Origin of the sequence: Paracoccus aminovorans (assembly GCF_001546115.1) — a bacterium.
GTDB classification, from domain to species: Bacteria; Pseudomonadota; Alphaproteobacteria; order Rhodobacterales; family Rhodobacteraceae; genus Paracoccus; species Paracoccus aminovorans_B.
Map to the genome: position 1 here is coordinate 1703781 of NZ_KQ955208.1, position 18992 is coordinate 1722772.

At 68.3% G+C, this 18992-nt stretch carries 24 protein-coding genes; 15 read left to right on the forward strand and 9 right to left on the reverse strand.

Annotation, left to right across the window (positions count from 1 at the left end; all coding sequences use genetic code 11):
• The first annotated feature begins 41 nt into the window (after positions 1 to 41).
• From ASV56_RS08770 to ASV56_RS08800, 7 genes are all read left to right on the forward strand, one after another.
• Positions 42 to 674 carry an ATP-dependent Clp protease proteolytic subunit gene (locus ASV56_RS08770; protein WP_062561634.1) on the forward strand — a complete coding sequence of 211 codons (633 nt, stop codon included), beginning with the start codon at positions 42 to 44 and terminating at the stop codon, positions 672 to 674.
• The gene (locus ASV56_RS08775; protein WP_062561635.1) at positions 671 to 1183 is read left to right on the forward strand and encodes a GNAT family N-acetyltransferase; all 513 of its coding nucleotides are present in this window, start codon (positions 671 to 673) and stop codon (positions 1181 to 1183) included. The genes ASV56_RS08770 and ASV56_RS08775 overlap by 4 nt, the downstream gene beginning before the upstream one ends.
• Positions 1180 to 2019 carry an S-formylglutathione hydrolase gene (gene fghA, locus ASV56_RS08780; RefSeq protein ID WP_062561636.1) on the forward strand — a complete coding sequence of 280 codons (840 nt, stop codon included), beginning with the start codon at positions 1180 to 1182 and terminating at the stop codon, positions 2017 to 2019. The genes ASV56_RS08775 and fghA overlap by 4 nt, the downstream gene beginning before the upstream one ends.
• 175 nt (positions 2020 to 2194) lie before the next feature.
• The gene (locus tag ASV56_RS08785) at positions 2195 to 3997 is read left to right on the forward strand and encodes a methanol/ethanol family PQQ-dependent dehydrogenase (RefSeq protein WP_062561637.1); all 1803 of its coding nucleotides are present in this window, start codon (positions 2195 to 2197) and stop codon (positions 3995 to 3997) included.
• 105 nt (positions 3998 to 4102) lie between these two features.
• Positions 4103 to 4795, forward strand: a complete 693-nt coding sequence (locus ASV56_RS08790) for a c-type cytochrome, methanol metabolism-related (protein ID WP_062561638.1) — start codon at positions 4103 to 4105, stop codon at positions 4793 to 4795.
• Positions 4792 to 5616, forward strand: a complete 825-nt coding sequence (locus ASV56_RS08795) for a substrate-binding domain-containing protein (RefSeq protein WP_062561639.1) — start codon at positions 4792 to 4794, stop codon at positions 5614 to 5616. The genes ASV56_RS08790 and ASV56_RS08795 overlap by 4 nt, the downstream gene beginning before the upstream one ends.
• Positions 5613 to 6134 (forward strand): PQQ-dependent catabolism-associated CXXCW motif protein, encoded by a 522-nt coding sequence (locus tag ASV56_RS08800; protein ID WP_062561640.1) that lies wholly within the window; start codon positions 5613 to 5615, stop codon positions 6132 to 6134. The genes ASV56_RS08795 and ASV56_RS08800 overlap by 4 nt, the downstream gene beginning before the upstream one ends.
• Here the strand turns inward: ASV56_RS08800 and ASV56_RS08805 are convergent.
• Together ASV56_RS08805 and ASV56_RS08810 are read right to left on the reverse strand one after the other, a co-directional pair.
• Entirely contained in the window at positions 6115 to 7032 is a 918-nt protein-coding gene (locus ASV56_RS08805) for a YncE family protein (protein ID WP_062561641.1), read from the reverse strand. The two genes, ASV56_RS08800 and ASV56_RS08805, sit on opposite strands and share 20 nt — an antisense overlap.
• Positions 7029 to 7568 carry an SRPBCC family protein gene (locus ASV56_RS08810; protein ID WP_253879929.1) on the reverse strand — a complete coding sequence of 180 codons (540 nt, stop codon included), beginning with the start codon at positions 7566 to 7568 and terminating at the stop codon, positions 7029 to 7031. The genes ASV56_RS08805 and ASV56_RS08810 overlap by 4 nt, the downstream gene beginning before the upstream one ends.
• Before the next feature lie 199 nt (positions 7569 to 7767).
• Between ASV56_RS08810 and ASV56_RS08815 the strand changes: the two genes are divergently transcribed.
• From ASV56_RS08815 to mobA, 8 genes are all read left to right on the forward strand, one after another.
• Positions 7768 to 8961, forward strand: coding sequence for an ABC transporter substrate-binding protein (locus ASV56_RS08815; protein ID WP_062562290.1), 1194 nt, complete (start codon positions 7768 to 7770; stop codon positions 8959 to 8961).
• 8 nt (positions 8962 to 8969) lie between these two features.
• Positions 8970 to 9941 carry a YVTN family beta-propeller repeat protein gene (locus ASV56_RS08820; RefSeq protein WP_062561643.1) on the forward strand — a complete coding sequence of 324 codons (972 nt, stop codon included), beginning with the start codon at positions 8970 to 8972 and terminating at the stop codon, positions 9939 to 9941.
• A gap of 198 nt (positions 9942 to 10139) precedes the next feature.
• Complete coding sequence (locus tag ASV56_RS08825) at positions 10140 to 10532, forward strand: cupredoxin domain-containing protein (RefSeq protein ID WP_062562291.1); 393 nt, start codon at positions 10140 to 10142, stop codon at positions 10530 to 10532.
• 9 nt (positions 10533 to 10541) lie between these two features.
• Positions 10542 to 10805, forward strand: a complete 264-nt coding sequence (locus ASV56_RS08830; protein WP_062561644.1) for a hypothetical protein — start codon at positions 10542 to 10544, stop codon at positions 10803 to 10805.
• A 39-nt stretch (positions 10806 to 10844) separates the two neighbouring features.
• Positions 10845 to 11561 (forward strand): ABC transporter ATP-binding protein, encoded by a 717-nt coding sequence (locus ASV56_RS08835; protein ID WP_062562292.1) that lies wholly within the window; start codon positions 10845 to 10847, stop codon positions 11559 to 11561.
• Positions 11558 to 12364: an ABC transporter permease gene (locus ASV56_RS08840; RefSeq protein WP_062561645.1), complete on the forward strand. Its 807-nt coding sequence runs from the start codon at positions 11558 to 11560 to the stop codon at positions 12362 to 12364. The genes ASV56_RS08835 and ASV56_RS08840 overlap by 4 nt, the downstream gene beginning before the upstream one ends.
• Complete coding sequence (locus tag ASV56_RS08845; RefSeq protein ID WP_062561646.1) at positions 12361 to 12954, forward strand: hypothetical protein; 594 nt, start codon at positions 12361 to 12363, stop codon at positions 12952 to 12954. Before ASV56_RS08840 ends, ASV56_RS08845 begins: the two co-directional genes overlap by 4 nt.
• The gene (mobA, locus tag ASV56_RS08850) at positions 12951 to 13553 is read left to right on the forward strand and encodes a molybdenum cofactor guanylyltransferase MobA (RefSeq protein WP_062561647.1); all 603 of its coding nucleotides are present in this window, start codon (positions 12951 to 12953) and stop codon (positions 13551 to 13553) included. The genes ASV56_RS08845 and mobA overlap by 4 nt, the downstream gene beginning before the upstream one ends.
• Here the strand turns inward: mobA and ASV56_RS08855 are convergent.
• The 7 genes from ASV56_RS08855 to ASV56_RS08885 are packed head-to-tail and all read right to left on the reverse strand — an operon-like array spanning position 13550 to position 18991.
• Positions 13550 to 14281 carry an ABC transporter permease gene (locus tag ASV56_RS08855; protein ID WP_062561648.1) on the reverse strand — a complete coding sequence of 244 codons (732 nt, stop codon included), beginning with the start codon at positions 14279 to 14281 and terminating at the stop codon, positions 13550 to 13552. The two genes, mobA and ASV56_RS08855, sit on opposite strands and share 4 nt — an antisense overlap.
• Positions 14278 to 15063, reverse strand: coding sequence for an ABC transporter ATP-binding protein (locus ASV56_RS08860; protein WP_156429114.1), 786 nt, complete (start codon positions 15061 to 15063; stop codon positions 14278 to 14280). The genes ASV56_RS08855 and ASV56_RS08860 overlap by 4 nt, the downstream gene beginning before the upstream one ends.
• A complete protein-coding gene (locus tag ASV56_RS08865) occupies positions 15060 to 15728 on the reverse strand; it encodes a TenA family protein (RefSeq protein WP_062561650.1) in 669 nt (222 codons plus the stop codon). Before ASV56_RS08865 ends, ASV56_RS08860 begins: the two co-directional genes overlap by 4 nt.
• Complete coding sequence (locus tag ASV56_RS08870) at positions 15725 to 16666, reverse strand: ABC transporter substrate-binding protein (protein ID WP_062561651.1); 942 nt, start codon at positions 16664 to 16666, stop codon at positions 15725 to 15727. Before ASV56_RS08870 ends, ASV56_RS08865 begins: the two co-directional genes overlap by 4 nt.
• Positions 16663 to 17637, reverse strand: coding sequence for a HesA/MoeB/ThiF family protein (locus tag ASV56_RS08875; protein ID WP_062561652.1), 975 nt, complete (start codon positions 17635 to 17637; stop codon positions 16663 to 16665). Before ASV56_RS08875 ends, ASV56_RS08870 begins: the two co-directional genes overlap by 4 nt.
• Positions 17634 to 18230 carry a thiamine phosphate synthase gene (locus ASV56_RS08880; protein ID WP_062561653.1) on the reverse strand — a complete coding sequence of 199 codons (597 nt, stop codon included), beginning with the start codon at positions 18228 to 18230 and terminating at the stop codon, positions 17634 to 17636. Before ASV56_RS08880 ends, ASV56_RS08875 begins: the two co-directional genes overlap by 4 nt.
• A complete protein-coding gene (locus ASV56_RS08885; RefSeq protein ID WP_062561654.1) occupies positions 18227 to 18991 on the reverse strand; it encodes a thiazole synthase in 765 nt (254 codons plus the stop codon). The genes ASV56_RS08880 and ASV56_RS08885 overlap by 4 nt, the downstream gene beginning before the upstream one ends.
• Position 18992 lies beyond the last annotated feature (1 nt).

Genomic DNA, 18992 nt, shown 5'->3' on the forward strand with positions numbered 1-18992 from the left:
GGCGGGCGACCGTGCCCGCCGTCAACATGAAAGGACCGATCATGGCACAGCACTTCCATCTGGACGACGATGACGACGACGACGAGCGCCCGCAAGAAGGCCAGAAGGACGAAGGGCTGGGCCTGCCGGAAGGCGACAAGATCGGCAAGCTGTATTTCAAGTCGCGCACGGTGATCGTCGCCGGGCCGATCAACGACAAGCTGGCGCAGCGCACCGTCGCGCATCTGCTGGCCTTGGCCGAGGATAGCGACAAGCCGATCAACATGCTGATCAGCTCGCCCGGCGGCCATGTCGAATCGGGCGACATGATCCATGACGTGATCAAGTTCATCCGCCCCACCGTGCGCACCATCGGCTCGGGCTGGGTGGCCAGCGCCGGCGCGCTGATCTTCGTCGCGGCGAAGAAGGAAAACCGCTTCTGCCTGCCGAACACCCGCTTCCTGATCCACCAGCCATCCGGCGGGATCGGCGGCACCTCCTCGGACATGATGATCCAGGCCGAGCAGGTCCGGCTGATGCGCGACCGGCTGAACCAGATCTTTGCCGAGGCGACCGGCCAGCCGATCGAGCGCATCGAGAAGGACACCCAGCGCGATTTCTGGCTGAACACGCAGGAGGCGCTGGACTACGGGCTGCTCGGCAAGGTGATCCGCTCGGTGGACGAGCTGGAATGACCGGCGGCGGGACCGCGATCCGTCCCGCCACGCCCGAGGACCACGAGGCGATCTGGCGGATCCTGGAGCCGGTCTATCGCGCGGGCGAGACCTATTGCATCCCGCCCGACATCACCCGGGACGAGGCGCTGGCGGACTGGTTCGCCGCGCCCTTCACCGCCTTCGTGGCCGAAGCGGACGGGCGCGTGCTGGGCACCAGCCATGTCGGCCGCAACCGGCCCGGTCCGGCGGCCCATGTCGCCAACGCCAGTTTCGCGACCCATCCCGACGCCCGCGGCCGCGGCATCGCCCGCGCGCTGGTCACCCACGCCAAGGACTGGGCGCGGGCCCAGGGCTTCCGGGCCATGCAGTTCAATTTCGTCGTCGCGACCAATGCCGATGCCGTTCATTCGTGGCAAAAGGCCGGTTTCGATATTGTCGGCCGCCTGCCGGGCGCGTTTCTTCATCCGCAACATGGCTATGTCGATGCGCTGGTCATGTTCCACGACCTGACAGGAGGACAGCCATGACCCTGGCTTACGAAACCGTTTCCGAGAACCGCAGCTTCGGCGGCACGCAGGGCGTCTATCGCCACAAGTCGCAGGCCACGGGCACCGACATGACCTTCGCCATCTACCTGCCGCCGCAGGCCGAACACGGCCGCGTGCCGGTGCTGTGGTATCTGTCGGGCCTGACCTGCACGCATGAGAATGCGATGACCAAGGCCGGGGCGCAGGAATGGGCGGCGGAATACGGCATCGCGGTGATCTTTCCCGACACCTCGCCGCGCGGCGAGGGCGTCGCCAACGACGAGGCCTATGACCTGGGCCAGGGCGCCGGCTTCTATGTCGATGCCACGCAGGAACCCTGGGCGCCGCATTTCCGCATGTGGCACTATGTCACCCACGAACTGCCCGAGCTGGTCTTCGACAATTTCGCGCTGGACCGCGACGCGCAGGGCATCACCGGCCATTCCATGGGCGGCCATGGCGCGCTGACCATCGCCATGACCTTCCCCGAGCGCTATCGCTCGGTCTCGGCCTTCTCGCCGATCGCGAACCCCTCGGAAAGCGACTGGGGCAGGAAGCAGTTCACGGCCTATCTGGGCGAGGACAAGGCCGCCTGGGCCCGGCACGATTCGACCCTGCTGATGCGCGAGCGCGGCTATCCCGGCGAGGTGCTGATCGACCAGGGCGCCAGCGACCAGTTCCTGGACCTGCTCAAGCCCGAATCCCTGGCCCATGCCATGATCGAGCGCCGCCAGCCCGGCGCGTTCCGCATGCAGGAAGGCTATGATCACAGCTATTTCTTCGTGCAGACCTTCATGGGCGACCACATCCGCTGGCATGCCGAGCGGCTGGGCTGATCGGGCTTCGGGAAATTCGGGCGATAGATCCCATACTTATTGCCGAATTTCCCTAATACTTTGGTCTGGCGACCCGACCGCTCGCGTTGACGTGAACCCGGTCGGGTCCGAACCTTCCGAACAGGTCGGCGTTCACGCCCGAGGGGGTGCCGTGGCCGACGAGGGAGGAAAACTCATGAAAAATCTGCTGAACGGCGTCTGTCTTGCGCTGCTCATGTCCGGGTCGGCCGCGCTGGCCAATGACAGCGTCATGGCCGAGATCGCCAAGCCCGAGCAATGGGCGATCCAGACCGGCGATTATGCCAACACCCGCTATTCGACGCTCGACAAGATCAACAAGGACAACGTCAAGGACCTGCGCGTCGCCTGGACCTTCTCGACCGGCGTGCTGCGCGGCCACGAGGGCTCGCCGCTGGTCATCGGCGACGTCATGTATGTCCACACGCCCTTTCCGAACAACGTCTTCGCGCTGGACCTGAACGACAACGGCAAGATCCTGTGGCGCTATCAGCCGCAGCAGGACCCGAACGTGATCGCGGTGATGTGCTGCGACACGGTGAACCGGGGCCTGGCCTATGCCGACGGCATGATCCTGCTGTCGCAGGCCGACACCACCGTCGTCGCCCTGGATGCGAAAAGCGGCGAGGTGAAATGGTCGACCAAGGTCGGCGACCCCGCCATCGGCGAGACGCTGACCGCGACCACGATGCCGGTCAAGGACAAGCTGATGGTCGGCATCTCGGGCGGCGAATACGGCGTGCGCGGCCGCATGACCGCGCTGAACCTCAAGGACGGCAGCGTGGCCTGGAAGGCCTATTCCACCGGCCCGGACGAGGAAATGCTGGTCGATCCCGAAAAGACCACCCATCTTGGTAAGCCGATCGGCAAGGACAGCTCGCTGCAAAGCTGGGAGGGCGACCAGTGGAAGATCGGCGGCGGCACGATCTGGGGCTGGTTCTCGTATGATCCGGACCTGAACCTGATCTATTACGGCACCGGCAACCCCTCGACCTGGAACCCGGCCCAGCGTCCGGGCGACAACAAGTGGTCGATGACGATCATGGCCCGCGATGCCGACACCGGCATGGCGAAATGGTTCTACCAGATGACGCCGCATGACGAATGGGATTTCGACGGCGTCAACGAGATGATCCTGACCAACCAGCAGGTCGACGGCAAGGACCGCAAGCTGCTGACCCACTTCGACCGCAACGGCCTCGGCTATACGCTGGACCGCGAGACGGGCGAGCTGCTGGTGGCCGAGAAGTTCGACCCGGTGGTGAACTGGACCACCGGCGTGGACATGGATCCGAATTCGGAAACCTATGGCCGCCCGGCCGTGGTGGCCGAATACTCGACCGACCAGAACGGCGAGGACGAGAACACCACCGGCGTCTGCCCGGCCGCGCTGGGCAGCAAGGACATGCAGCCGGCGGCCTTCTCGCCCAAGACCAACCTGTTCTACGTGCCGACCAACCACGTCTGCATGGACTATGAGCCGTTCCGCGTCGCCTATACCGCCGGCCAGCCCTATGTCGGGGCCACGCTGTCGATGTATCCGGCCCCGAACAGCCATGGCGGCATGGGCAACTTCATCGCCTGGGACAACACCAAGGGCGAGATCAAGTGGTCGCTGCCGGAACAGTTCTCGGTCTGGTCGGGCGCCTTGGCGACCGCGGGCGACGTGGTCTTCTACGGCACGCTGGAAGGCTATCTGAAGGCCGTGGACGCCGAGACCGGCAAGGAGCTCTACAAGTTCAAGACGCCCTCCGGCATCATCGGCAACGTCATGACCTATGAACATGGCGGCAAGCAGTACATCGGCATCCTGTCCGGCGTAGGCGGCTGGGCCGGCATCGGTCTGGCGGCCGGCCTGACCAACCCGAACGAGGGCCTGGGCGCCGTGGGCGGCTATGCCTCGCTGTCGCAATACACCGAATTGGGCGGCCAGCTGACCGTGTTCGAGCTGCCGGGCTAATACTTTGGTGCAGAAAAGCGAACTGTGACTCGTCAGGCTCCGCCCGGGGAAAATACCCTTGGGCGGAGCAGCCAATTTCACGGGTGCCAGTCAGGGGAGGAATTCATGACCAGCAAGACGACCGCCAGCTTGATGGCGATCTGCATCGCATGTGCGACAGCCGCCGTCGGCCAGACGGCCATCGCGCAGACGACCAGCGAACAACCGCCGGCCCAGGCCGGCGCCGGTGCCGCCGCCGCCGTCTCGGGCGACGCGCAGCAGCAGCCGGCCGAGACCGCGCCGGCCGCCGACGCACCCGCAGCCGAGGAGGCGCCTGCGGTGCAGGAGGCGGGCGGCAAGCTCGTGCTGCCCAACGGTCAGGACATCACCCCCGACCACATGGAGAACGGCCGCTGGTATACGGCCGAGGACATCCCGACCTTCAAGATCGCCGAGGACGGCACCCTGGATTACGCCGCCTTTTCGGGCTACCGTCGCTATTCGGCGGAATGCCACGTCTGCCACGGCCCGGACGGCGAGGGCTCGACCTATGCGCCGGCGCTGAAGAACTCGGTGCTGAAGCTCGACTACTACGAATTCCAGGAGATCGTCGCCTCGGGCAAGCAAGAGGTGAACACGGCCGCCAACCTGGTGATGCCGGCCTTCGGGACCAACAAGAACGTCTGGTGCTATGTCGACGACATCTATGTCTATCTGCTGGCCCGGGGCGCGGGCGACCTGCCGCGCGGCCGTCCGGCGAAAAAGGAAAGCAAATCCGATGATTTCGCGGCGCAGGAAGATTCCTGCATGAACGGATGAGACGCCCGGCCCCCCTGGCCGGGATCCTGGCCGCCTTTCTGGCCTGCGCCGCGCTGCCCGCGCCGGCGCAGGTCGCCGACCTGCGTTCCACGACCGAGTTCCGGGTCTGTGCCGACCCGGCCGCGGTGCCGATGTCCGCAGAGGACGGCTCGGGCTTCGAGAACCGCATCGCCCAGCTTTTCGGTGAAAAGTTGGGGGTGCCGGTGGTCTATACCTGGTTCCCGCAGGGCTCGGGCTTCATCCGCAAGACCCTGCGCGCCGGGCTGTGCGATGTCGTCATCGGCTATGCCCAGGGCGACGAGCTGGTGCAGAACACCAACCATTACTACACCTCGGCCTATGGCATCGTGACGCGCAAGGACAGCCCGCTGGCATCGGTCGAGACGCTCGAGGATCCGGCGCTGAAGGGCCATCCCATCGGCGTGGTGGCCGGCACGCCGCCGGCGACCAACCTGGCCCGCGCCGGCCTCGCCAAGGACATGCGCGGCTGGGATCTGTTCGTGGACCGCCGAGTGGAAAATCCGATCGGCGACATGCTGGCGCAGGTGAAATCGAGCGAGCTGGCGGCGGCGGTGGTCTGGGGGCCGCTGGCCGGCCCGCTGGTCAAGGCCGATCCCGATCTGCAGTTCACGCCGCTGCTGAAAGAGACCTCGGGGCCGCGCATGTTCTTCCGCATCACCATGGGTGTGCGGCTGGGCGAGGACGAATGGAAGCGCCAGCTGAACAGCCTGATCCGCCGGCACCAGGACGAGATCGACGCCATCCTGCGCGATGCCGGCGTGCCGATCCTGGACGATTACGGCAAGGGGCTGAAGCCATGAAAGCCTGGCTGCCGGCGCTGGTCCTGAGCACGGGCGCCGCGCTGGCGCAGGTGCCCGAGCCGCAGGATTTCCGGGGCGAGCCTTATCGCGCCCCGGTGCCCGCCACCCTGGCCGGCGCCCAGGTCATCGACGGGCCGCGGGCCAAGGCGCTGCATGACGCCGGCGTGCCCTTCCTCGATGTGCTGCCGCGGCAGAAGCGGCCCGACAACCTGCCCGAGGGCACGATCTGGGCCGCGCCGCCGCATCAGACCATCCCCGGCGCGACCTGGCTCTACGACACCGGTTATGAAAAGCTCGCGCCGGCCGAAGAACAGCGCCTGGCGGACGGGCTCGCTGCCGCCACCCATGGCGACAAGGCGGCGCCGGTGGTGATCTTTTGCAAGAGCGATTGCTGGATGAGCTGGAATGCCGGCAAGCGCGCCGTGGCCCTGGGCTACAGCGGCGTGAACTGGTATCCGGACGGCGTCGACGGCTGGGTCGAGATGGGCGGCACGCTGGTCAACGCGACCGACCCGTGAAGCTGCCGAAGGCGCGCGGGCCGTCCGGCAGTTCGATCTCGCGCGTGATCTCCAGGCTGGCGGCGTCGATCCAGACCAGCGTGTTGCTGTCCCAATGCGCCACCACCACGCCCGAGCCATCGGGCAGGGCGGCGATACCCTCGGGGTAATCCCCGGTCTCCAGGCTTGTGATCACAGCCAGCGTCCCGGGGTCGAAGACCGTCACCGTGCCGGCATATTGGTCGGTGACGAAGCCGCGCCCGCCGGCGAAGGCCACGCCATAGGGATGGCTGCCGGTCGGCACCTGGCCCAGCAGCGTGCCGGCTTGCGGGTCGATGACGCTGACCGTGTCGCTTTGCACATCCGCCGTCCACAGCCGCCCGTCGTGAAAGGCGACGGCATAGGGGTGCTGGCCGACCTTGACCCGCGCCCGCAAGGCGCCGCTGGCCGCGTCATAGATCGAGACGCTGTCGTCGTCGCGATCCGCCGTCGCGACCAGCGTACCGTCGCTGGCCACACCCGCCGGCGCCTTGCCGGTCGGAACCGACCACAGCTCGCGCAGATCCGCATCCAGCCGCAGCAGCCGGCCCTGATACCATTCGGTGACGAAGACCCCGCCGCCCGGCGCCACGGCGACGCCGAAGGCGCCCTCGGGCAGAGCGCGGCCGCCGACGACCGCGCCGGCCTCGTCCAGAACCGTCAGCCGGCCGGTCTCGGCCGCAATCACATAGGCCCGGCCCGCCTGGGGGTCATAGGCCACCGGCGCCGGCGCGCCGGGCAAGGGCCGCTCGGCCAGCACCGCGCCCGAGGCCAGGTCGATCACCGTGACCGCCCCGGCATTCTGCGAGGTGACGAAGCCCAGGTCGGCGGCGCCCGCCGGCCCGGCCAGCGCCGCCAGCAGGGCCAAGCGCCGGATCATTCCGCCTTGCCGAACCTTTCGGCCAGCGCGTCCAGCCCGGCCTGGTAGACGCCGGTCACCGCCTTGGTCGCGGCCTCGTCATTCTGGTCGGCGGGCGGGTTGTTGTTGGGGAAGCCGCGATAGAAGCCGCCCTTCCAGCTGACCAGCGCCTTGCCGCCTTCGTCCTTGACGCAAAGCGTCGAGGCATAATTCGTCACCGGCAGCACGGCCACATCGACCTTTTCGATGCGATAGGCGTAGCAGCGCTTCTCGGGCTGCCATTTCGACAGGACCTCGGTGATGGTCGGATCGCCGGCATCGGCCTTCAGATGCAGCACGCGCTCGGACTTCTCGGGCTGGTCGGTCGAGCCGTCGCCGGTGATCTCGGTCTTGGCGATGGCGGGGTGCCAGCTCATGTCGTCGAACTTGCCGATCACCGCCCAGACCTCGTCCGGGGTCGCATCCAGCTTCTGATCCAGTTCCAGCTTCAGCCGCACCGGCCCGTGGGCCTGGGCCGCTCCGGCCAGCATCACGACCGCCGCAAGGCTTGCGGCCATCACTCGTCTCATCCGTCTCTCCCCTTCATCGCGAATGGCGGGGCGCGCCGGCCTCCGCCGCTATGGGCGACCATGCGCCCAGCCGGGGGTGGCGTCCATAAGACAAATGTATCGGGGCATTTTCCCCGAGTGAAATCGGGTGATTTGTCGGGTTGGCGAAGCCAGACTTGCCCGCCATGATGCCGGGGGGAGGATGGGCATGACAGGCAGAATCATCATACTTTTGGCTGGCTTGGCCGCCGCGGGGCCGGTTTTGGCGCAGCAGGCGGCGCAGAAGCCCGTGGAAACCGTGCGCGCTGCCGTGCTGCGCGTGGACGTGCCGCACTTGCCGCCGATCTCGCGGCTGGACACGCCGCCGGGCGACCTGGGCTTTGCCGGCGCGCGGCTGGCGATCCTGGACAACGACACCACCGGCCGCTTCATGGGCCAGGACTTCGAGGCGCTGGAAGTGACCGCCACGCCCGAGACCGCCGCGGCCGAGATGGAGAAGCTGCTGGCCGAGGGCGTGCCCTTCATCGTGACGCTGGCCGATGACGCGACGACCCTGGCGCTGGCCGACCAGGCCGGCGACAAGGCGCTGGTGCTGAACGCGCGGGCGCGGGGCGACGCCCTGCGCGGCAAGGATTGCCGGGCCAATGTCATCCATGCCGCGCCCAGCCAGGCCATGCTGACCGATGCGCTGGCGCAGTTCCTGATGTGGAAGAAATGGCCGAACTGGTTCCTGGTCGCCGGCAGCCACCCCGAGGATATCGCGCTGGCCGATGCCTATCGCCGGGCCGCGACCAAGTTCGGCGCCAAGATCGTCGAGGAACGCACCTATGAGGACACCGGCGGCAGCCGGCGCAGCGATTCGGGCCATGTCCAGGTGCAGCAGCAGATGCCGGTCTTTACCCAGCGCGCGGCCGAGCATGACGTGCTGATCGCCGCGGACGAGAACGGCGTCTTCGCCGAATGGCTGCCCTATGAGACCTGGGACGCGCGCCCGGTCGCGGGCTCGGCCGGGCTGGTGCCGCGCAGCTGGGCGCCCTCGCTGGAAGCCTGGGGCGCGACGCAGTTCCAGAACCGCTTCGAAAAGCTCGCCACCCGCCCGATGCGCGAGGAGGATTACCAGACCTGGATCGCGCTGCGCATGATCGGCGAATCCGCGACGCGGACGCAAAGCACCGATCCGGCGACGCTGAAGCAGTTCATGCTGTCCGACAAGTTCGAGGTGGCGGGCTTCAAGGGCCAGAAGCTGACGATCCGCGACTGGGACCACCAGCTGCGCCAGCCGATCCTGCTGGCGACGCCGACCGTGACCGCCTCGGTCAGCCCGCAGGACCAGTATCTGCACCAGAGCTCGGCGCTGGATACGCTGGGCATCGACCGTCCCGAAACCGAATGTCAGTTCTGAGGTGAACGATGAAAGCCGCAACCGCCATCCTGACCTCGGCCCTGTGCCTGGGTTTCGCCCTGCCGGCCGCCGCCAACCGGGTCTTCGTCAGCAACGAAAAGGGCAATGACGTCACCGTGCTCGACAGCGAGACGCTGGAGGTGATCGGCACCTATCCGGTCGGCGCCCGCCCGCGCGGCATCACCATCAGCCCGGACGGGAAAGAGCTTTACGTCTGCGCCTCGGACGACGACCTGGTGCGGGTCTTCAACCCCGAGACCATGGAGGAGACGCACACGCTGCCCTCGGGTCCCGACCCCGAGCTGTTCGTGCTGCACCCCTCGGGCAACCCGCTTTACATCGCCAACGAGGACGACAACCTGGTCACCGTGGTCGACACCCAGACCCACAAGGTGCTGGCCGAGATCCCGGTCGGCGTCGAGCCCGAGGGCATGGGCGTCAGCCCCGACGGCAAGGTGGTCATCAACACCTCGGAAACCACCAATATGGCGCATTTCATCAATTCCGAGACCTTCGAGATCTTCGGCAATGTGCTGGTCGATTCGCGCCCGCGCTTTGCGCAATACAACGACCAGGGCACGAAACTGTACGTCAGCAGCGAGATCGGCGGCACGGTCAGCGTGATCCACCCGGAAAACCAGACCATCGAGAAGAAGATCAGCTTCGAGATCCCCGGCGTGCTGCCCGAGGCGATCCAGCCCGTCGGCATCCGCATCACCAAGGACGGGAAAAAGGTCTATGTCGCGCTGGGCCCGGCGAACCGCGTCGCCGTCATCAACGGCGAAACCGACGAGGTCGAGGATTACCTGCTGGTCGGCCAGCGCGTCTGGCAATTGGCCTTTACCCCGGACGAGAAATATCTCTTCACCACCAACGGCAATTCCAACGACGTGTCGGTGATCGACGTGGCGGCGAACAAGGTCGTCAAGTCCGTGCCCGTGGGCCAGCAGCCCTGGGGCGTGGTCGTCGCGCCGAACTGAAACCAACAACGGAGGAAAACCATGACCCGCCTGCTGACCATCCTGCTGCTCTCGCTGGGCCTTGCCGCCCCCGCCGCCGCCCAGGAGGCGCCCGCCGCCAAGCCCGGGACCGAGGCCGCCGCCGGCGCCGAGACCGCCGCACCCGCGGCCGAGGAGGATGACGACGACGGCGAAGAGGCCGAGGCCGCCGAGGCAGGCGTGCATGAGGCGGGCGCCAAGTTCGACTATGGCTTCTCGGGCATGCTGGCGCGGGACAACCGCATGCAGCTGGCGCCGCTGACGCTGGCCTCGGGCAAGCCGGTGGCGACGGCGGAATACAAGCTGAAATCCGGTGGCTTCTACCGCATCGACATCAATGCCGACGGCAGCCAGGAGCTGGCGCTGTCCGGCGGCGACTTCTTCCGCGCCGTCTGGATCAACGAAATCGTCATCAACGACATCGAAATCCGGCCGATGGGCGTTCATTCGCTGGAATTCGACGATGCTGGAACCGCGACGATCAGCTTCGTTGCCATCGTCCCGGGCCGCTATACCCTGTCGATCCCGGGCTCGCATGGCGAAACCCAGCAGGCCGTGTTCAATATCCAGTAGGAGCATCCGATGCTGAAACCCATGCTTTGCGCCGCCGCCCTGGCCTGGGCCGTGACCCCGGCCCTGGCCGCCGATGACGACGCGGCCTCGGCCGAGGAAACCGCCAAGGTTGCCGAGGCCATCGCCAGGATCGGCTGCAAGCCCGACCCGCAAGCCGGGATCGAAAAGGAGCGCGACGATCTCTACGAGGTCGACGATGCGCAATGCGAGATCGGCCAGTATGACATCAAGCTGAACGCCGATTTCGTGATCACAAGCATCACGCTCGACTGAATGCAGATGGGCGCGGGCCAGCCTCGCGCCCCTTATCCCATGAACGATGCGCTTTCGATCCAGCATGTCAGCCACGCCTTCGGCCGCTTTCAGGCGCTGAAGGACGTGTCGCTGTCGGTGCCGCGCGGCGGCTTCACCGCGCTTCTGGGGGTGAACGGCGCCGGCAAGACCACGCTGTTTTCGCTGATTACCCGGCTTTACGACAACAATTCGGGCCGGATCGAGGTCGCGGGCCATGACCTGCGCCGCCAGCCCGGCGCGGCGCTGGCCCGGCTGGGCGTGGTGTTCCAGTCCCGCGCGCTGGATGCCGATCTGACCGTGGCGCAGAACCTGGAATATCACGCCGCCCTGCATGGCATGCCGCGCCGCGCCGCGCGGGCGCGCGCGGCCGAGGTGCTGGCCCAGGTCGATCTGGCCGACCGGCTGGACGCGCGGGTCGCGGCGCTGTCCGGCGGCCAGAGCCGCCGGGCCGAGATCGCCCGCGCCCTGATGCACCGCCCCGAGATCCTGCTGCTGGACGAGCCGACCGTGGGCCTCGACGTGAAATCGCGCGCCGAGGTGGTGGCGCTGACCCGGGCGCTGACCGCGACCGGGGTCTCGGCGCTGTGGGCCACGCATATCCTGGACGAGATCCGGCCCGAGGACGGGCTGGTGATCCTGCATCGCGGCGAGGTTCTGGCCCGGGGCACCGCCCAGGGCATCGGCGGCGACGACCTGACCGGCACCTTCCTGCGGCTGACGGGGGAACAGGCATGACGCCCCGCATGTGGCTGACCTGCTTTATGGGCATCGCCCGGCGCGAGACGCTGCGCTTCGTCACCCAGCGCGGCCGCTTCCTCGCGGCGCTGGTGCGGCCGCTGGTCTGGCTTTTCATCTTTGCCGCCGGCTTCCGCGCCGTGCTGGGCCTGTCGATCACGCCGCCCTACCAGACCTATGTGCTGTATGAAGTCTATGTCACCCCCGGGCTTTGCGCGATGATCCAGCTGTTCAACGGCATGCAGTCGTCGCTGTCCATGGTCTATGACCGCGAGACCGGGGCGATGCGCACCCTGCTGGTCAGCCCCTTCCCGCGCTGGTTCCTGCTGGCCTCGAAACTGGTCGCGGGCGTGCTGGTGTCGATCATCCAGGTCTATACCTTCCTGGCCATCGCCTGGTTCTGGGGCGTCGATCCGCCGCCCGTCGGCTATCTGACCGTGCTGCCGGCGCTGTTCCTGTCGGGGCTGATGCTGGGGGCGATGGGGCTTCTGCTGTCCTCGGCCATCCGCCAGCTGGAAAACTTCGCCGGGGTGATGAATTTCGTGATCTTCCCGATGTTCTTCGCCTCGACCGCGCTCTATCCGCTGTGGCGGATGCGCGAAAGCTCGACGCTGCTGCACGACATCTGTGCCGCCAATCCCTTCACCCATGCGGTTGAGTTGATCCGCTTTGCCCTTTACGGCCGCTTCGATCTCATGTCCTTCTTGGTGGTGGCCGGGTGCCTGGTGCTGTTCTTTGCCGGTTCCGTCATCATGTATGATCCGGCCAAGGGACTCTGGGCCCGGCGAAAGGGGGGAGCATGAAATACCTGTTTCTGGCCATGGCCTTGGCGGCGGCGGGCGCCGCCCATGCCGAAAGCGGCACCGATCCCGACTGGCCCTGCGTGCAGCGCAAGCAGCCGCATCTGTCGCTTGGGCAGATGTGGTCCGGCCCCGAGCCCGACGAGGCCATCCGCAGCCTGGCCGAGACGCCCGAGATCGCCGCCTTGGCCGACCGGCTCGAGCAGCGCCGCCTGCCGCTCGCGCAGGCCGAGGCCGAAATCGCCGAATTCTCCAAGGCTGCCGACAATCAGAAGCTGAGCGCGCTGATGCTGGCGATCTTCGAACGCATCGACCCGGATCGCAGCGCGCTGATCTCGGGCATCGCGCGCTATGGCCACAAGCAGGTCGATCTGGCCAAGCGCATCCAGGAGCGGCGCGACCGCATGGAGGCGCTGCAAAAGGCCGAGACGCCCGATTTCGACGCCATCGACGCCGAAGAGGAAAAGCTCGACTGGGACAGCCGCATTTTCCAGGACCGCCAGCAGTCGCTGACCTATGTCTGCGAGACGCCGGTGATCCTGGAGCAGCGGGTCTTTGCGTTGGCCCGGGCGATTTCGGCGCATCTGCAATGACGCCGCTGCCCGCCGTCATCCTGGCCGGCGGCCTGTCGACCCGGATGGGCGGCGGCAACAAGGGCCTGCGGCTGCTGGGCGGCGAGACGCTGCTGGCGCGGGTGATCGCGCGCCTCGCGCCGCAATGCGGCGCGCTCGCGATCAACGCGAATGGCGAGCCCGAGGCCCTTGCCAATTACGGGCTGCCGGTGATCGCCGACGGTTTCGGCGGCTTTGCCGGGCCGATGGCCGGCGTGCTGGCCGGGATGGAATGGGCGGCGGCCGGGGGCGCGGATGGCGTGGTCAGCGTGTCCGTCGACACGCCTTTCCTGCCCGAGGATCTGGTGCACCGCTTGCGCGAGGCGCGCGGCCGCAGCGGGCTGGCGGTCGCCGCCAGCCCGGACGAAAGCGGTCGGCTGCGCGACCATCCGACCTGCGCGCTGTGGCCGGTGGCCTTGCAAGACGACCTGCGCGCGGCGCTGGAATCGGGGCTGCACCGCATCGGCCAGTTCGCCGCCGCCTATGATCCCGGCCGGGCGGTCTTCGACAGCCGGCCGCTGGATCCGTTCCTGAACCTGAACACGCCCGAGGACCTGGCCCGCGCCGCGCGTCTGGTCTAGGCGCCGTAGCGGCGCCAGGCCCGGTGCAGCGCCAGCGCGACCGCCCGGGCAAAGATCACCGTCATCACCGACAAGACCAGCAGCGCGGCAAAGACCAGGTCGGTCTTCATCCTGCCGTTCGCATGGATCATCAGCGCGCCGAGGCCGCGGGCGCCACCGACCCATTCGCCGATCACCGCGCCGATGGGCGCATAGACCGCCGCCAGCCGAAGCCCGGTGGCCAGGCTGGGCAGCGCCGCCGGGATGCGCAGGTGGCGCATGATGCGGATGCGGCTGGCGCCCATCACCTGCGCCAGGTCCAGCGCCGCCTGCGGCGTGCGCATCAGCCCGTCCAGGAAGGCGCTGGCGACCGGGAAGAACACGATCAGCACGGTCACGGCGATTTTGGGCGCCATGCCGAAGCCCAGCCACAGCGTCAGGATCGGCGCCAAGGCAAAGACCGGGATGGTCTGGCTGAAGGTCAGGATCGGCCGCAACACGCCGGTCAGCCGGTCCGAGAAGCCCATGGCGATGGCTAGCGCCGCGCCAAGCGCCGCGCCGAGGACAAAGCCCAGCACCACCTCGGCCAAGGTAAAGCCGGCGTGGCGGGCGATCTCGGCACGGTTGAGCCACAGCGCCTCGGCCACGGCCTGGGGCGAGGGTAGCAGGAAGGGCGGCATCTGCGCCAGCCAGATCAGCCCCTGCCACAGGCAGAGCACGGTCAGAATCAGGGCGAGGGCGGTTCTCATGCCATCATCCCGCGCATCAGCTCGGCCTGCAGCGCCAGCACCTCGGGCGCGTCGAAGGGCCGGGCCGCGGCTTCGGGCCGGGGTAAGGGCACCGGCCAGTCGGTCAGCCCGGTTTCGCGCAAGAGCAGGATGCGGTCGCCCAGCCGGGCGGCCTCGGCCGGGTCATGCGTGACCAGCAAGATGCTGCGGGTGCTCAACAGGCGGGCCGACAGGTCCTGCATCTGCGCCCGGGTGCGGGCGTCGAGCGCCGAGAAGGGCTCGTCCAGCAGCACCAGCGGCCGGTCCTCGAAGAGCGTGCGGGCCAGGGCGACGCGCTGGCGCTGGCCGCCGGACAGGTTCGCGGGCAGGTGGTGGATGCGGTCGGCAAGGCCCACGGCCTCGATCAGATGCGCGGCGCGGGCGGCGGGGTCCGAGGGGGGCTCTGCCCCCCGCGAGGCCGACCCCTCGATGGGGTCGGTCTCGCGCCCCCCGGGATATTTCGACAAGAAAGAAGCCGGGAGCGTGCCGCGCAGCCGGGCGCCCAGCGTGACATTGCCGGCGACGTCGAGCCAGGGGATCAGCCCCGGATCCTGCGCCATCAGGGCGACGGGGGCGTCCCGCATGACCTCGCCCTGGAAGCGGGCGCCGGTGTCCAGCCCGGCGAGCAGGCGCAGGATGGTGGATTTTCCGACGCCCGAGGGACCGAGCAGGCAGGTCCAGCCACCCTCGGCGACCGTCAGGTCGATGGGGGCGAAGAGCGGCGTCTCGCCGACCCAGGCCTGGCCCCGCACCCGTGCCGTCATGCCCGGCCCAGATCCCAGAAGGCGGCCTCGAGCCGGGTCGCGGTGGCGAAGCGGTCCGTCAGGGCATTCCAGCGCGGACTTTGCTGCGGCGCGTCGCCCAGGCGCTTGCGGATCGCCCGATCCAGCAGCGCTCCGGCGTCGCGGCAGGCCTGCTGGTATTCGGCGCCGGCATAGGTATCGATCCAGTCGCGATAGGGCGTGTCCGGCGCGGCCTCGGCCGCCAGGCGCAGGCCGATCTCGCCATAGCCCAGCACGCAGGGCATCAGCGCCGCCAGCAGGTCGAGGAAATCCCCCGACAGCCCGGCGTCGAGCACATAGCGGGTATAGGCGATGTTCGTCACCGCCTCGGGCGTCGCCAGCATCGCCGCCGTGTCGATGCCGGCTGCGGTGCAGGTCTGCACATGCAGCGCCATTTCGTGATCGAGCAGCGTATGCACGGTGGCGGCGCAGGCCCGCATCTCGTCCAGATCGCCCGCCTTGACCACAGCCAACGCCCAGGCACGGCTGAACTGGATCAGGAACAGGTAGTCCTGCACCAGATAGGTCAGGAAATCTGCGCGTGGCAGGCTGCCGTCGCGCATGCCCTCGACGAAGCCGTGGCGGGTATAGGCGTCCCAGTCGGGCGCCGCCGCGCGCAGCCGGGCGAAGCTTTCACCGTAGCTCATTGTGCCCCCACATCCATTGCCAGGTCCGAGACCGGCAGAACCGAGTCGACCAGCCCGGCGTCATGCAGGAACTGCTCGAACCGCGCATAGCGGCCCTGGTCCAGCGCCGCCGGCGATTGCGAAAAGCGCGGCAGGGTTTCCTTCCACGCCTCGGCGTTGAGCTCGTCCTTGAGATCGGGGGCGGTGGCCGAGAACAGCTGCCACGCTTCGTCCGGGTGGTTGACCATATATTGCGCGCCGCGCTCGACCGCATGCAGCAGGCGGGTGGTGCGGTCCTTGTCCATGGTCTGCGGATTGGCGACGAAGATCAGCTCGTCATAGGTCGGCACGCCGCTTTCCTCGACAAAGAAGCAGCGGCCCTCGGCGCCTTCCAGCCGCATCTGCGTCAGCTCGAAATTGCGATAGGCGCCGATGGTGGCATCGACCTGGCCGGCGATCAGCGCCGGCGACAGCGACCAGTTGACGTTGACCATCTCGACGTCAGCCATGGTCAGGCCGGCGGTCCCGAGGATCTGGCCGACCAGCGCCTCCTCGACCCCCGAGACCGAAAAGCCGATCTTCTTGCCCTTGAGGTCAGCAAGCTGCTGCACCGGCCCGTCGGCCTTGACCATCAGGCAGTTCAAGGGCGTCGCGACCAGCGTGCCGACGCGCTTCAGCGGCAGGCCCTCATGCACCTGCAGGTGCAGCTGCGGCTGGTAGCTGATGGCGTAATCGGCCTTGCCCGCCGCGACCAGCTTGGGCGGGTCCGAGGGATCGGCGGGGGCGACGACCTCGACCTCCAGCCCCTCGTCGGCGAAGAAGCCCTTTTCTTGGGCGACGATGATCGGGGCATGGTCGGGGTTCACGAACCAGTCCAGCATCAGCGTCACCTTGTCGGCGGCAAGGACGGGTTGGGCCAGCAGGGCCAGCGCGGCGGCGGCAAGGGGCAGGTGCTTCAAGTCTCGTCTCCCAGGGCTAGAAGGGTGATCTCGCCGTCCCAGCGGCGCGAAAGCGCATCGGCGGCGCGCCATGAGCGCAGCCCCGAGCGGCAGGCCAGCACCGCGCGCCGGCCGGGTTCGGGCAGCGGGCCGATGGCGCCATAGCCGGGCATGCGCAGCGCCTTGGGCGTGGCCTTGCGCGGCGCCTCGTCGCGGTCGCGCAGGTCGACGACCAGGTCGCCCGGGCGGATGTCCTGCCTGGCGATGAAACGGGGCCCCGGGCTTTCCGGCGCGTCGTCAAAGCGGAATTGCGTGACGCGGCCATTGTCCAGGCGGGTGAACTCGCCCAGGGGCGAGGGGGTGGTGCCCAGAAGCAGCCGCAGCGCCATCTGCGCCTGCAGGCAGCCGAGCATGCCGACCACCGGCCCCAGCACGCCCGCCGTGGCGCAGGTCTGGCCGCTGTCGGGCGGGTCGGGGAACAGCGCCCGCAGGCTGGGGGCGCCGCCTTGCCCGGGATCGCCGCAGAAGCCGCCGGCATAGCCCGCCATCCCCAGCGCCGAGGCCGAGATCAGCGGCTTGCCCGCGGCAAGGCAGGCGTCGGACAGCGTATAGCTGGCCGCGTAGCTGTCGGCGCAGTCCAGCACCACGTCGGCCGCGGCGACCAGCGCCGGCGCATTGGCCGGGGTCAGCGCCTCGCGCCGGCCCTCGAGCAGGACCAAGGGGTTCAGCCGCGTCACCGCCAGCGCCGCGGCCTGCACCTTGGGCCGGCCCAGGTCCTTCATGCGATAGAGCGGCTGGCGGTGCAGGTTGGTTTCCTCGACCGTGTCGGGGTCCATCAGCGTGATGCGGCCGATGCCGGCGCCTGCCAGGTATTGCAGCACCGGCACGCCCAGGCCGCCGGCGCCGACGACCAGGACATGGGCGGCTTCGAGGCGCTCCTGCCCCTCGGCGCCGACTTCGGGCAGCACCATCTGGCGCAGATAGCGGCTCATGCCGTCACCTTCAGCCATTCGCGGATGCGGGCCTCGGGGTCGGGGTTCAGCGTGATGTCGGTCACCGCCGAGGCCAGGTCGGCGCCGGCCGCGAAGGCTTCGCGGGCGCGTTCCGGCGTGACGCCGCCGATGGCGACCAGGGGCGTGGCGCCGACCAGCTTGCGCCATTCCCGCACCCGGTCCAGGCCCTGCTGTTCCCATTTCATCTTCTTCAGGATCGTCGGCCAGACCGGGCCCAGGGCGACGTAATCGGGCGCCAGCGCCAGCGCCCGGTCCAGCTCGGCATGGTCATGGGTCGAGATCCCCAGCCGCATGCCGGCGCGGCGGATGGCGGCGATATCGGCCGTGTCCAGATCCTCCTGCCCCAGGTGGATGAAATCGCAGCCGAGCTCGATGGCGGCCTGCCAGTGGTCGTTCACGACCAGCGTGGCGCCATGTTCGCGGCACAGTTCCTGCGCCAGCGCCAGCTCGCCCAGCAGGCGCGCGGCGGGCTGGTCCTTGATGCGGATCTGCACCAGCTTGACACCCAGGGGCAGGGCGCGGCGCAGCCAGGCGGCGCTGTCGAAGATCGGGTAGAAACGCGGCAGTTTCATGCCAGCACCGCCATGCCGAAAAGAGGGGTCGAGGGCGCGGCCATGTCGCGCGCCTCGATCGGATTGGCGCCAGCCGCCAGTCGGCCGGCCTCGATCGCCAGCGCCATGGCGCGGGCCATGGCCACCGGGTCGCCGGCCTTGGCGACGGCGGTGTTCAGCAGCACCGCGTCATAGCCCAGCTCCATCGCCTGCGCCGCATGGCTGGGCAGGCCGATGCCCGCGTCCACCACCAGCGCCACGTCCGGGAAATGCGCCCGCAGGCTGCGCAGCCCATAGGGGTTGTTCAGCCCGCGGCCCGAGCCGATGGGCGCGCCCCAGGGCATCAGCACCGCGCAGCCCGCGTCCAGCAGCCGGCCGCAGACCGACAGGTCCTCGGTGCAATAGGGAAAGACCTGGAAGCCGTCGTCCGACAGGATCCGCGCCGCCTCGACCAGGGCGATCACATCGGGGCAAAGCGTGTCGTCGTCGCGGATGACCTCGAGCTTGATCCAGGGCGTGCCGAACAGTTCGCGCGCCATCTGGGCGGTGGTCACCGCCTCGCGCACGGAATGGCAGCCGGCGGTGTTGGGCAGGACCGGGATATTCAATCCCTTGATGAGATTGTGGAAATCCTGACCCGCCCCGCCCTCGCGGCGCAGGCTGACCGTGGCGATGCCGGCGCCCGAGGCGTGGAAGGCCTCGGCCATGATCGCGGGCGAGGGGTATTGCGCCGTGCCCAGCATCAGCGGGCTTTCGACATGGGTTCCGTAGAATTGCGGCATC

Excerpts from the sequence above, each read along its gene's own strand:
- ASV56_RS08770 (WP_062561634.1), top strand. The coding sequence starts at position 42 with ATGGCACAGCACTTCCATCTGGACGACGATGACGACGACGACGAGCGC.
- ASV56_RS08775 (WP_062561635.1), top strand. The coding sequence starts at position 671 with ATGACCGGCGGCGGGACCGCGATCCGTCCCGCCACGCCCGAGGACCAC.
- fghA (WP_062561636.1), top strand. The coding sequence starts at position 1,180 with ATGACCCTGGCTTACGAAACCGTTTCCGAGAACCGCAGCTTCGGCGGC.
- ASV56_RS08785 (WP_062561637.1), top strand. The coding sequence starts at position 2,195 with ATGAAAAATCTGCTGAACGGCGTCTGTCTTGCGCTGCTCATGTCCGGG.
- ASV56_RS08790 (WP_062561638.1), top strand. The coding sequence starts at position 4,103 with ATGACCAGCAAGACGACCGCCAGCTTGATGGCGATCTGCATCGCATGT.
- ASV56_RS08795 (WP_062561639.1), top strand. The coding sequence starts at position 4,792 with ATGAGACGCCCGGCCCCCCTGGCCGGGATCCTGGCCGCCTTTCTGGCC.
- ASV56_RS08800 (WP_062561640.1), top strand. The coding sequence starts at position 5,613 with ATGAAAGCCTGGCTGCCGGCGCTGGTCCTGAGCACGGGCGCCGCGCTG.
- ASV56_RS08805 (WP_062561641.1), bottom strand. The coding sequence starts at position 7,032 with ATGATCCGGCGCTTGGCCCTGCTGGCGGCGCTGGCCGGGCCGGCGGGC.
- ASV56_RS08810 (WP_253879929.1), bottom strand. The coding sequence starts at position 7,568 with ATGGCCGCAAGCCTTGCGGCGGTCGTGATGCTGGCCGGAGCGGCCCAG.
- ASV56_RS08815 (WP_062562290.1), top strand. The coding sequence starts at position 7,768 with ATGACAGGCAGAATCATCATACTTTTGGCTGGCTTGGCCGCCGCGGGG.
- ASV56_RS08820 (WP_062561643.1), top strand. The coding sequence starts at position 8,970 with ATGAAAGCCGCAACCGCCATCCTGACCTCGGCCCTGTGCCTGGGTTTC.
- ASV56_RS08830 (WP_062561644.1), top strand. The coding sequence starts at position 10,542 with ATGCTGAAACCCATGCTTTGCGCCGCCGCCCTGGCCTGGGCCGTGACC.
- ASV56_RS08835 (WP_062562292.1), top strand. The coding sequence starts at position 10,845 with ATGAACGATGCGCTTTCGATCCAGCATGTCAGCCACGCCTTCGGCCGC.
- ASV56_RS08840 (WP_062561645.1), top strand. The coding sequence starts at position 11,558 with ATGACGCCCCGCATGTGGCTGACCTGCTTTATGGGCATCGCCCGGCGC.
- ASV56_RS08845 (WP_062561646.1), top strand. The coding sequence starts at position 12,361 with ATGAAATACCTGTTTCTGGCCATGGCCTTGGCGGCGGCGGGCGCCGCC.
- mobA (WP_062561647.1), top strand. The coding sequence starts at position 12,951 with ATGACGCCGCTGCCCGCCGTCATCCTGGCCGGCGGCCTGTCGACCCGG.
- ASV56_RS08855 (WP_062561648.1), bottom strand. The coding sequence starts at position 14,281 with ATGAGAACCGCCCTCGCCCTGATTCTGACCGTGCTCTGCCTGTGGCAG.
- ASV56_RS08860 (WP_156429114.1), bottom strand. The coding sequence starts at position 15,063 with ATGACGGCACGGGTGCGGGGCCAGGCCTGGGTCGGCGAGACGCCGCTC.
- ASV56_RS08865 (WP_062561650.1), bottom strand. The coding sequence starts at position 15,728 with ATGAGCTACGGTGAAAGCTTCGCCCGGCTGCGCGCGGCGGCGCCCGAC.
- ASV56_RS08875 (WP_062561652.1), bottom strand. The coding sequence starts at position 17,637 with ATGAGCCGCTATCTGCGCCAGATGGTGCTGCCCGAAGTCGGCGCCGAG.
- ASV56_RS08880 (WP_062561653.1), bottom strand. The coding sequence starts at position 18,230 with ATGAAACTGCCGCGTTTCTACCCGATCTTCGACAGCGCCGCCTGGCTG.
- ASV56_RS08885 (WP_062561654.1), bottom strand. The coding sequence starts at position 18,991 with ATGCCGCAATTCTACGGAACCCATGTCGAAAGCCCGCTGATGCTGGGC.